This is a genomic window from Candidatus Kaelpia aquatica (assembly GCA_030765335.1).
GTDB classification, from domain to species: domain Bacteria; phylum Omnitrophota; class Gorgyraeia; order Kaelpiales; family Kaelpiaceae; genus Kaelpia; species Kaelpia aquatica.
The window spans coordinates 1-10,983 of sequence record JAVCCU010000039.1; the positions used below are offsets into that span (position 1 = coordinate 1).

Consider the following 10,983-nt stretch of genomic DNA (forward strand, 5'->3'; position numbering starts at 1 on the left):
TAGCAAGCGTAGATGTTATAGCTGATGTCAACGTTGTCTTACCGTGATCAACGTGACCTATTGTTCCAATATTTACATGCGGCTTAGTTCGTTCAAACTTTTCTTTAGCCATATTTTACCTCCTGATTTAGCATTAAATCATACTACGCTTAAACTTCTGAGCCCTCGAGCGGATTCGAACCGCCGACCTCGTCCTTACCAAGGAAGCGCTCTACCGTCTGAGCTACAAGGGCTTCTTAATAAACAAAAGACAGAATGAAAAACACCTGTCTTTCAGGTCTTTACCCATTTATCTTTATTTTAAATCTACCGAACTTTGATTAAATATAGCTTATAAGGGAATTGGTGTCAAGAAAAAATTTAAAGAAAAAATAAAAAAAAGGAGACCCGAGTTTTTGATTTAGGAGGAGGGGTTTGGCCACAGGCGGGGGCCTGAGAAGGTTGGGTCTCCTCTTTTGTTTTCTTTAAATTTTCAGAGAACTTTTTGTTCCCCCTTCCGAGCAAGCTCGGAAGGAGGTGATTCTTTCATTAGGCCTCGGCTTTTGCCTTTAGGAAAACCTTTGGTTTTTGTTCTCCCGGCCTTAGTAGTCTAATAAGCAAACTTCATGCCAAAAAAGCAATTAGGTCTTGGATATCAATAAATTGAGCTTAAAACAGAGTATTTTTTATAAAAAGAGCTAAAGAAGTAGGCTAAAAAAACGATTAAACGACCTAACTGTCAACATTAGTTGATAGTAGATGTGTCAAGAAAGGTTGCAACAAAAAAGCCCCGGATAAATCCGGGGCTTTAAAGTTATCTAACTATTTAAGTTTAATACATTCCTCCCATTCCACCCATTCCACCAGGAGGCATGCCAGCCGGCATAGCAGAACCCTTATCATCTTCAGGCTTATCAGTGATAAGAGCCTCTGTTGTAAGAAGCAGAGATGCTATACTAGATGCATTCTCTAAAGCACTTCTTGTAACTTTTGTAGGATCTATTATACCTGCCTCAAACATATTGACATATTTTGACAGATTGACATTGTAACCCACTTCGGGTTTTTCATTTTTAACTTTCTCAAGTATTATCGCACCCTCTTCTCCTGCATTCTTTACAAGCTGTCTTATAGGCTCTTCTAGCGCTCTGCGTATAATATCAATTCCTATCTGCTGATCGCCTTCAAGCTTCAATGACTCAAGCTGAGGTATCGTTCTTAAAAACGCAACTCCGCCTCCAGGAACAATTCCTTCTTCAACTGCTGCACGTGTTGCATGTAACGCATCTTCGACACGAGCCTTCTTCTCTTTCATCTCAGTCTCTGTTGCAGCGCCAACATTGATGACAGCAACTCCACCGGATAACTTTGCCAAACGCTCCTGCAGCTTCTCCCTATCATAATCAGAATCAGAATCTTCGATCTGTTTCTTTATCTGTGCAATTCTTGCCTCCAGATCCTTAGTAGCACCCTCTCCGCCTATGATAATTGTATTATCTTTATCTATATTAACTTTCTTGGCTCTACCTAAATCTTCTATCTCAATACTCTCAAGTTTAATACCAAGATCTTCTGTAATAGCGCGGCCGCCAGTTAAAGTTGCAATATCCTGAAGCATTGCTTTTCTTCTTTCACCATAGCCTGGAGCCTTGACAGCGCATCCGGACAGTGTTCCGCGAATTTTGTTTACAACAAGAGTTGCAAGAGCTTCACCTTCAAGATCTTCAGCAATTATCACAAACGACTTACCTGTTCTTGCAATCTTCTCAAGTAAAGGCAGGAGATCTTTAACAGCAGAGATCTTCTTCTCATATATAAGGATGTAGGGGTCCTCTAAAACCACATCCATTTTCTCTGCATCTGTTACAAAGTATGGAGAAAGGTAGCCCTGATCAAACTGCATACCTTCTACAACTTCAAGGTTGGTTGAAAGAGTCTTAGACTCTTCAACTGTAATAACGCCGTCTTTACCAACCTTCTCCATAGCCTCAGCTATTAACTCACCTATAGAGACATCATTATTGGCTGCAATCATTGCAACCTGAGCAATCTCTTTCTTATCCTTAACCTGCTTAGAGAGCTTCTTCAGTTCCTCAATAACCTTCTCAACAGCTTTTTCAATTCCACGCTTAAGCGCCATAGGGTTTGCACCTGCTGTAACATTCTTGAGACCCTCTTTGTAGATAGCCTCTGCAAGTATTGTTGCAGTAGTAGTTCCATCACCTGCAACATCAGAGGTCTTCTCTGCTACCTCTTTTACGAGCTGTGCTCCCATATTTTCAAAGGAATCCTCAAGCTCAATATCCTTTGCAACTGTAACTCCATCTTTTGTTATTGTAGGGGAACCGAATTTTTTATCCAGAATTACATTTCTCCCCTTAGGACCTAATGTAACTTTAACTGCCGAAGCTAATTTCTCAACCCCTGCTAAAATTTTTCTTCTTGCTTCCTGATCAAATAAAAGTTGTTTTACTGACATTTCATTACCTCCTATTATGCTACTATTGCAAGTATATCGTCTTCTCTTATGATAAGGTATTCTTCTCCTTCAACTGTTACTTCAGTCCCGGAATACTTACCGTACAAAACCTTGTCCTTAACTTTTACTTCGAGTACCTTTACTTCTCCTGTCTCCAGAGTCTTTCCTTGACCTACAGCAATAACCTCACCCTGCTGAGGCTTCTCTTTTGCTGTATCTGGAATCAGAATACCACCCTTGGTCTTCTCTTCTGCCTGCATAGGTTTTATCAAAATTCTGTCCCCTAACGGCTTTACGCTCATCTTCTACCTCCTTTTTGGCATTTACAATAACCGAGTGCTAAACCATGAGATTAAACGATACATCTAAAGATAATTATATGCAAACAAGAATACAAGCTATTTTTAGAACATTTTAAGGCTAAAAAAGATAACAAAGGAATTTAGAGCTATATCTTGCATTTATTAGCCCTAAAAAGAAGATATAAGACTTAAGGCGTTTATTGTTAGCTCTGGAAGATAGATAAAATCTACCTTTGAGTTATCAAGTATCAGTTGAGCATCTCCGCCGGTTATAACTACCAAGCTATTGTTTCCCTCTATTTCTTTGTAATTTTCTATCACTCTATGCACGAGACTGCTAATAGCAGTGAGAACTCCAATCTTAATACAATCTTCTGTATTCCTGCCATAATAGCTCTGGGGAATAGAATCGAAATTTACTTCCGGAAGCATCTCGGTTTTATCTTCAAGAGTTCTGGCTATAGCCTTAAAACCCGGGAAAATAATACCGCCATGAAATTCTCCTTTAGCCGAGATAAGATCTACTGTAATAGCGCTGCCAACATCCACAGAGATAGCAGGATAACCAACCTTCTCTTTGACAAAGTAAGCATTAAGCAATCTATCTTGGCCCAACTTAGAACCCTTGTCATAATTACTTACAATAGGGATACCTACACTCCCACCCACTTTATCTATCTCTACTTGAGCACAAATCCCTTTTAAAAGAATCTCAACAACTCTCTCTTTTTCTGGGGTAACAGATACCATGACTACTCTTTTAAAATCCTTGTCCATCAAGTAAGACCTGAAGGAGCCTAAGTCCTCAAAGCTAAATCTTTCTGGCTTACCTAGGCTGCCCTCAGATTTAACGGCTACACCGATATTAGTATTACCTAAATCTATCAACAGAGTGCTTTTCATATCATCTTATCTTTATCAGCTCTGCAACAGAGAGCACAACCTTATAACCCATATCCCCTCTTATTATTAACCCACAATCCTCTGTTATATCCTCAACAGTCCCCTTGATTATACCACTGCTTGTTGAGGCAGTAATCTCTTTTCCTTTGAGTAAAGCAAAATCAAGCCAGAGTTTTCTTAAATGCCTAAAAGATTCCTCCTCCCAATCTCCTAAATCTTTTTGGAAACTATTAAGAAAATTAGGAATAAAAATATTCCTATCAACTTCTTCTCCACTAAGCAAGAAGATAGAAGTCGCCATATCAGGGAGCTCGCTTAGATCCTGATTGATATTAACCCCGAAACCCAGACCAATAATACCATCTCTCATATTTGCCAGAACACCTGCCAGCTTATTGCCCTCAAACATAACATCGTTTGGCCATCTCATTTTAAAATCAAAACCATACTCCAGGCTTAGATAACGGCAGAGAGAGAGTGAGCCTAGCATAGTAAGACCAGAATATCTTGAAGGAGCAAGCCCCCCTTTAAACAATACGCTCATATAAAGGCCTTTCCCGTAAGACGAATTCCAAACCCTGCCCATTCGGCCATATCCATTTGATTGGCTCTCTGCAACTATCACGGCACCATCTTTGAGGCTATCTGAATTCTCAAAGATATAATCCTGAGTGGAACCAATGCTATCTAGAACAACTAGCTCAGAAGCAAGGGGACCCGCTTTAATCCTTTTTTTTATCTCTATTCGATCTAATTTTTTTGACATTTTTTTTACCCGCAATATCTTTTAATATTTTCAAAATTTCATCCTCAGATATATTATTCTTATCTTTTAAGCTCGATATTAAATCCCTTATTTTAACTGCTTTTTCGAAATGAAGATTTCTCGCCGCCTCCTCCATCTCATTGTAAAGCTCGGCTATTAAAAACTGTAGCTCCAACTCGCCTCTCTCCCCCGCAGCCTCTCTGACAACCTGCCTAGAATCATTATAGAAATCCAAATAATCAGCTATGGCTTTCTTGATAGTCTTGGGCTTTATATTATACTTCCTATTATATCCAAGCTGTATAGCCCTCCTTCTCTCTGTCTCTGATATCGCAAATCGCATCGACTCTGTTATCTTATCGGCATACATAATAACTTTACCATTAATATTTCTGGCAGCTCTGCCTGCAACCTGAATCAGAGACGTTCCAGAACGCAAAAAACCTTCTTTATCGGCATCAAGAATGGCAACCAAAGATACCTCTGGGAGGTCAAGACCTTCTCGAAGCAGATTAACTCCTACTATAACATCAATCTTTTTTAGACGCAGGTCTTTTAAGACCTCGACCCTCTTAATCGTATCTATCTCGGAGTGGAGATATGTAACCTCTATACCTAGCTCAGAAAGATAAGAAGATAGGTCCTCTGCCATCTTCTTTGTGAGAGTAGTTATCAGAGACCGTTCATTCTTTTTTGCTCTATTTTTTATCTGAAATATTAAATCTTCAATCTGGGAATCAGTAGACTTAACCTCTATCTCGGGATCCAAGAGCCCTGTAGGTCTTATGACCTGCTCTGCGACCCGGCGATCACTCTTCTCTATTTCATATTTTGATGGCGTAGCTGAAACATAGAGAACCTTGCTTAACAAAGATTCAAACTCATCAAATTTCAAAGGCCTGTTGTCCAAACAAGACGGAAGGCGAAAACCATGATCAACCAAAGTCTGCTTTCTAGTTCTATCTCCATTATACATCCCTCTTACCTGAGGAATGCTAACATGAGACTCGTCTATGATTAAAAGAAAATCCTTGGGAAAATAATCGAGCAGGCACCAGGGGCGGACCCCAGGAAGACCACCGGACAGATGTCTGGAATAATTCTCAATCCCATGACAATAGCCAACCTCTTTTAACATCTCGATATCATATTTGGTTCTTGAAAGAAGCCGTTGATATTCAAGAATTTTATCCTCATTCTTAAGTTCACCTAGCCTTATTTCTAACTCATCCTCTATAGATAAGACAGCTAGATTAATCCTCTCTTCAGTTGCAACAAAATGTTTTGCCGGATAAAGCAGAAATTTATCTAACTCAGATACAGTATCACCTGTTATAAAGTCAATCTCTGAAATCTTGACCACCTTATCGTCGCAAAGCTGAATACGGTATGGGAGCTCAGCATATGCAGGAAAGACATCTATGAGTTCACCTTTAACCCTAAAAAACTTTCTCTTTAGTTCAATATCATTTCTTTCATATTGAATATCAAGGAGCCCTCTAAGAATATCATCTCTAGATATAGTCTCTCCCTTCTTAAGCGCAAACAGAAGCTCTCTATACTCCCGCGGAGAACCTAGATTATAGATGCAAGATACAGATGCAACTACTATTACATCATCTCTGCTCATGAGAGCTGAAGTAGACCTCAGTCTCAATTTATCTAACTCATCATTGATAGCTGCATCCTTCTCTATATAGGTATCCGTAACAGGGATATATGCTTCAGGCTGATAGTAATCATAATAGCTTACAAAATACTCAACAGCATTATGAGGGAAAAAATCTTTAAACTCTCTATAGAGCTGGGCTGCAAGAGTCTTATTGTGCGAGATAACAAGAGTGGGTAAGCCAATGTTCTTTATCAGATTAGCAGCCGTAAAAGTCTTGCCGCTTCCGGTAACTCCAAGAAGGGTCTGTCTAGATGAAGACCTGAACCCTTTAGTTAAAGCTTCTATTGCTTCAGGCTGGTCTCCCTTAGGACTATAATTACTTACTAATTCAAAGCTCATCGACTATGACTTAAACAACGAAAAACCACCCCACGATATTAAGCTCACAATAACAGCCGCAATAATAACACCTAGCGTAATTGCAAGAAAAGATTTTTTAAATCTCATCTTGAAGATGCTAGCAGCAAAAGATCCAGTCCAGGCTCCTGTTGTTGGAAATGGAATTGCAACAAAGAGAATTAGACCCAAAAACTCATACTTTTCAATTAGAGCCGCCTTGCGTTTAGTTCTCTCTTCTAGCCAATTGAAGAATTTTGAAAAACAGGACAGTCTTCTCAATCTTTCAGTAATCGGAGAGAAAACAAAGAGCAGAATAGGAACAGGTAGAATATTTCCGATCACGGAGAAGAGAAAAGCCTCGTAAGGATCAAACCCCATCTTTATAGCTAAAGGTATTGCGCCCCGCAATTCTAAAACAGGTGCGGCTGCAATTAAAATTACCCAAAGAATATTATTCATAATTTAGTTTTGAAAGCCATACTCTCCTATTAAAGGCACAAATGAACAATCACAAAGCACTTCTTTTTTGATACCATCATCTTCTTTTATCCCCAAAGTTAACTTCTGACAATCTTTATCGCCTAAAGGAATAACTATCTTCCCCTTTGGGTTTAATTGCTGAATTAATAGCTCTGGTATCCTTTTTGAAGCCGCAGCTACCATTATCTTATCATAAGGAGCATGCTTTTCCCAACCCATACTGCCATCGCCTAGTTTATAAAATATATTACGGCAGCCAGAATCTTTTAAGCGAGGCTCTGCTCTTTCAATAAGCAAAGATATTCTTTCAACGGTATAAACCTCTTTTGATAACAGCGAGAGTATTGCAGTCTGATATCCGCTGCCTGTCCCAATCTCCAAAACTCTGTCTTCTCTGGTTAAAGATAATGCTTCTGTCATAAGCGCAACTATGAAGGGTTGGGATATTGTCTGACCATCTTCGATAAGTAAAGGGCTGTCTATATAAGCGTTGCCTCTAGCGCTCTCCGGAACAAAAGCGGCTCTATCTATCTCTTTCATAACCAAAAGCAATCTATTATCTTTTATGCCCCGGGCTTGAATCTGAGACTCTACCATTTTCAATAACTGAGATTTAAAACCATTCATCTACCGCAGAGGACTTTGAAAAAATATCTCAAGAAACGCATCGTATCCCGGAAAGGCCTGATATGGCTTCTTCTGCCTTTTAGGTAGACTGAAGAGATATTAACAGACTCTATCCTACATCCTTTATTTATAGATTTAAGCAGTATCTCTGATTCAACTTCAAACTTATTGCTAGATATGTTTAGACCTGAAAGCGTATGCTCTCTCAATAATTTCAACCCGCATTGCGTATCCGGAATATATACCTTAGCAATACAAGAGAGTGCTTTGGAGATCAGAGTATTTGTCGTCTTTCTTATCCAAGGCATATTCTGCGGACGCCACATTCTATTTCCTATGATTATATCAGCGCTTGAATTTAAAGATACATTATATATAGCAATTAAGTCTTCTACCTTATGCTGTCCGTCAGCATCAGCAACTATAATATCTTTATAGCCCTTGCTCTCTGCATAATCGAAACCTCTTTTTAGCGCAGCACCTTTACCCATATTGATCTCATTTTTTAACACTGCAACCGAATAAGAACCTGCTAGCTGATAAGTGTCGTCTATAGAGCCATCATCGACGACAAGAATGTCAAAAAGGTTAGGTCTTAATATATCCTCTAAAACACCGCCCAGTAACCTCTCTTCATTATGTGCAGGAATAACTACTAATGGCTTCATAGTAGCTATAGTATAAAGCAGTTGAATTAAAAATTAAATATTAAATATTAAAAGTGGGGAAATTTTATTGAACAGGGTAAGCTTCGACAACATGCTCGTGCTTATATAAAACCCTATAGACCTTATTTTTGTAAAGAGCGAAGAACTCGCCTTTACCAATATAACTTAAAGTAGTCTTACCTGACTCAGAGTCCACGATCTTTTTAATATAGAGATGACTTAAAACGTCTCCATCGTGAATCTTCTTAACAATATCGTTAAACTCCGCCTGAGACCTGATGACTCTCTCTTCTTTTATATCGTAGCTGTAATTTTTATGTATCTCAATCCTACTGCCGCAATTCTCCAGACAGCTCTGAAATGAGATATACTTCTTTCTCCGATCATCCGAAAGCTCCCTTTTATAGTAAAGTTCTTTCATAATTTTATCTCCTTGCCGTATTTATACCATCTAAACATAGTAAAATCAAGTTTTGTAAATATTTTTATAAAGTGTATAAAATAAACCAATAAAACCTTGTACAACATTGATAAGCAAAAGATTGGGTTTAAATACGCTATTATTTACAACTTTTCTTAAATTTTATCCTCTTCTCTTCCCCTCTTATCAACCTAATAAGATTAGCCTGATGGCGAAATATTATCAGGGCTGAATATATAGTTATAAAGGATAATAAGAACGGCTGCTCGCCCCTAATAAGAAGAATTATAGGTAAAATTAAGATTGCTGAAATCGAAGAGAGTGAAACAATTTTAAAAATACTAAACACAACAATCCAACTTGAGGCAGCAAATAAACAAAAAATAGGATTTATACCTAAAAGAACTCCTAATGTAGTTGCGACACCTTTGCCGCCTTTAAAGCGAAGGAAAGGAGTCCAACAGTGACCAACAATAACAGCCAACCCTGCTACATATATAATGCTTTGAGGCGCTAGCTTTACAACCAGAAAACCTTTAAGAATATCTAACAAAAGAACTAATACTCCGGCAATCGGACCAACAACTCTAAGCACATTTGTCGCACCAACATTGCCGCTACCTCTCTTTCTGATATCAACTCTGGAAAAAACTCTAGATATAATATAGGCGAATGGAACCCCTCCTACTATGTAAGCAAAGAAGATAAAGACTGCCTCTCTCATAACTACCTCTCCTTTTTCCCGTTAAATACCATATTGATAGGTGATCCAAAGAATCCAAATTTACGACGTAATCTTCGCTCAAGAAAATTTAAGTAGTTCTTCTTTATTAACTCAGGATGATTTACGGTAAAGACCATCTTGGGAGGATAGGTATCAACTTGAGCACCGTAATACATCTTGAAAATTTTCTTACCCTTGGCCAGACCGGGATGAGCATCTTTTATTTCTTCAATAAAACTATTTAACTGCGACGTCTTTACCCTTAAGCCCATATTCTCATAGACCGACTTGGCAATCAGGAGCACTTCCTCTAACCCCTCCCTCTCTGTAGCTGAGAAATAAGTAACGGGAATATGCTCTATGATGGGCAACCTCTCTTTTATTAATTCCTCATACTCGCCCAAGGATTTTTCGATAAGGTCTTTTTTGTTTATACCTAACACTATTCCTTTTTTAGCTTCCCAGATATTATAAATATAATGAAGGTCGTCTTTCCTTATCCCATCATAACCGTCTATCATAAAGAGAACAACGTCAGCCTCATCTATTGTTTTTCTAGTCCTAACAGAACTGAAATAATCAATACCTGCTTTTATTTTTCCTTTATGCCGTATGCCAGCAGTATCGACAAGAATAAACTCAGAATCTTTAAATTTTAAAGACGTATTTATCGCATCTCTTGTAGTCCCAGGCTTATCATCAACTAAGACACGGTCATCATCCAAAACTGCATTTAAGAAAGAGGACTTACCTACGTTGGGCCTGCCTATAATAGCAAGCCTGATAGCTCCGCTCACCTCTTCTCTCTGAGGTATTAAAGGAAGACGCTCTTTCAAGATGTCTAATAACCGGTCTACCGCTCTTCCATGCATGGCTGAGATAGCAACTACATCATCTATGCCGAGACCGTAAAATTCAGAGAGAGCCGGCTCCATCTTCTGGTTATCTACTTTATTTACCACCACTACAGCCTCTTTCTCTTCTAGGCGCAAGATATCGGCTATCTCCTTATCTAGCGGATGAAGCCCCTCCACCGCATCAACAACAAGGACTGCAATATCAGACTCTCGAATAGCTTTTAAGCTCTGCGCTCTAACTTTAACAGAGATATCTTTTTTAAGATCCTCTGATGTTACAATGCCTCCGGTATCTATAAGAGTAAAGTAGGCACCTTCCCACTCTGATTCGCCATACAATCTATCCCTTGTAACCCCCTTGCTTTTCTCTATAATTGCACGCCTTGAACCTAGGAGACGATTGAAGAGAGTAGACTTACCTACATTTGGTCTGCCAACAATTGCAACTACAGGATAGGATAACATTTTAAGCTCGGATCTCTCTAACAAAATAGCCTATTCCAGCTAAAGCTGTAATTATACCGGTGAGATGCCAAATATATGGTGCATACGGGAACAGCAAAAAACCTGATATTATTGATGCCATCTGCAAAAACACAGCAATCTTACCCAAGTAAGATGGTACTATATGAAGCCTGCCCTCTAAGTGTAGTATGAGGCTTCCTAGTGCTATAAAAAAATCTCTTGAGAATACCACTACAACCACCCAGAAAGGAAGACCTATAGCTTCTTTAAACTCCGGCTTAAATATAAGTATAAGAAACGA

At 38.8% G+C, this 10,983-nt stretch carries 13 protein-coding genes and 1 tRNA gene; all 14 read right to left on the minus strand.

All coding sequences use genetic code 11. The features are described from left to right. Positions 1-112: GTP-binding protein (locus tag P9X27_06550; protein MDP8254036.1), on the minus strand; the 112-nt coding region annotated here is incomplete at its 3' end. A 48-nt stretch (positions 113-160) separates the two neighbouring features. Then, a tRNA-Thr gene (locus P9X27_06555) sits at positions 161-233 on the minus strand. A gap of 578 nt (positions 234-811) precedes the next feature. After that, positions 812-2,458: a chaperonin GroEL gene (gene groL, locus P9X27_06560; GenBank protein ID MDP8254037.1), complete on the minus strand. Its 1,647-nt coding sequence runs from the start codon at positions 2,456-2,458 to the stop codon at positions 812-814. A 14-nt stretch (positions 2,459-2,472) separates the two neighbouring features. Next, positions 2,473-2,760: a co-chaperone GroES gene (gene groES / locus P9X27_06565; GenBank protein ID MDP8254038.1), complete on the minus strand. Its 288-nt coding sequence runs from the start codon at positions 2,758-2,760 to the stop codon at positions 2,473-2,475. Between the two features lie 168 nt (positions 2,761-2,928). Further along, positions 2,929-3,663 (minus strand): type III pantothenate kinase, encoded by a 735-nt coding sequence (locus P9X27_06570; protein ID MDP8254039.1) that lies wholly within the window; start codon positions 3,661-3,663, stop codon positions 2,929-2,931. A gap of 1 nt (position 3,664) precedes the next feature. Then, the gene (locus P9X27_06575) at positions 3,665-4,429 is read right to left on the minus strand and encodes a biotin--[acetyl-CoA-carboxylase] ligase (protein ID MDP8254040.1); all 765 of its coding nucleotides are present in this window, start codon (positions 4,427-4,429) and stop codon (positions 3,665-3,667) included. Continuing rightward, positions 4,386-6,440 carry an excinuclease ABC subunit UvrB gene (uvrB, locus tag P9X27_06580; protein ID MDP8254041.1) on the minus strand — a complete coding sequence of 685 codons (2,055 nt, stop codon included), beginning with the start codon at positions 6,438-6,440 and terminating at the stop codon, positions 4,386-4,388. The genes P9X27_06575 and uvrB overlap by 44 nt, the downstream gene beginning before the upstream one ends. A 3-nt stretch (positions 6,441-6,443) precedes the next feature. Continuing rightward, on the minus strand, positions 6,444-6,899 hold the full coding sequence (locus P9X27_06585) for a small multi-drug export protein (GenBank protein MDP8254042.1): 456 nt from the start codon (positions 6,897-6,899) through the stop codon (positions 6,444-6,446). Between the two features lie 3 nt (positions 6,900-6,902). Further along, positions 6,903-7,547 carry a protein-L-isoaspartate(D-aspartate) O-methyltransferase gene (locus P9X27_06590; protein ID MDP8254043.1) on the minus strand — a complete coding sequence of 215 codons (645 nt, stop codon included), beginning with the start codon at positions 7,545-7,547 and terminating at the stop codon, positions 6,903-6,905. Further along, positions 7,544-8,215: a glycosyltransferase family 2 protein gene (locus tag P9X27_06595; protein ID MDP8254044.1), complete on the minus strand. Its 672-nt coding sequence runs from the start codon at positions 8,213-8,215 to the stop codon at positions 7,544-7,546. The genes P9X27_06590 and P9X27_06595 overlap by 4 nt, the downstream gene beginning before the upstream one ends. Positions 8,216-8,279: 64 nt before the next feature. Continuing rightward, entirely contained in the window at positions 8,280-8,636 is a 357-nt protein-coding gene (locus P9X27_06600) for a hypothetical protein (GenBank protein MDP8254045.1), read from the minus strand. 139 nt (positions 8,637-8,775) lie between these two features. Then, entirely contained in the window at positions 8,776-9,360 is a 585-nt protein-coding gene (gene plsY, locus P9X27_06605; protein MDP8254046.1) for a glycerol-3-phosphate 1-O-acyltransferase PlsY, read from the minus strand. Between the two features lie 2 nt (positions 9,361-9,362). Continuing rightward, positions 9,363-10,706, minus strand: a complete 1,344-nt coding sequence (gene der, locus P9X27_06610) for a ribosome biogenesis GTPase Der (protein ID MDP8254047.1) — start codon at positions 10,704-10,706, stop codon at positions 9,363-9,365. Beyond that, on the minus strand, positions 10,684-10,983 hold a 300-nt coding region (locus P9X27_06615), incomplete at its 5' end, for a hypothetical protein (GenBank protein ID MDP8254048.1). The genes der and P9X27_06615, both read right to left, overlap by 23 nt.

What these genes read in the sequence shown, in the direction of transcription:
- groES (MDP8254038.1), bottom strand. Translation starts at nt 2,760, where the DNA reads ATGAGCGTAAAGCCGTTAGGGGACAGAATTTTGATAAAACCTATGCAG.
- P9X27_06600 (MDP8254045.1), bottom strand. Translation starts at nt 8,636, where the DNA reads ATGAAAGAACTTTACTATAAAAGGGAGCTTTCGGATGATCGGAGAAAG.
- groL (MDP8254037.1), bottom strand. Translation starts at nt 2,458, where the DNA reads ATGTCAGTAAAACAACTTTTATTTGATCAGGAAGCAAGAAGAAAAATT.
- P9X27_06585 (MDP8254042.1), bottom strand. Translation starts at nt 6,899, where the DNA reads ATGAATAATATTCTTTGGGTAATTTTAATTGCAGCCGCACCTGTTTTA.
- P9X27_06590 (MDP8254043.1), bottom strand. Translation starts at nt 7,547, where the DNA reads ATGAATGGTTTTAAATCTCAGTTATTGAAAATGGTAGAGTCTCAGATT.
- P9X27_06570 (MDP8254039.1), bottom strand. Translation starts at nt 3,663, where the DNA reads ATGAAAAGCACTCTGTTGATAGATTTAGGTAATACTAATATCGGTGTA.
- P9X27_06575 (MDP8254040.1), bottom strand. Translation starts at nt 4,429, where the DNA reads ATGTCAAAAAAATTAGATCGAATAGAGATAAAAAAAAGGATTAAAGCG.
- plsY (MDP8254046.1), bottom strand. Translation starts at nt 9,360, where the DNA reads ATGAGAGAGGCAGTCTTTATCTTCTTTGCTTACATAGTAGGAGGGGTT.
- uvrB (MDP8254041.1), bottom strand. Translation starts at nt 6,440, where the DNA reads ATGAGCTTTGAATTAGTAAGTAATTATAGTCCTAAGGGAGACCAGCCT.
- P9X27_06595 (MDP8254044.1), bottom strand. Translation starts at nt 8,215, where the DNA reads ATGAAGCCATTAGTAGTTATTCCTGCACATAATGAAGAGAGGTTACTG.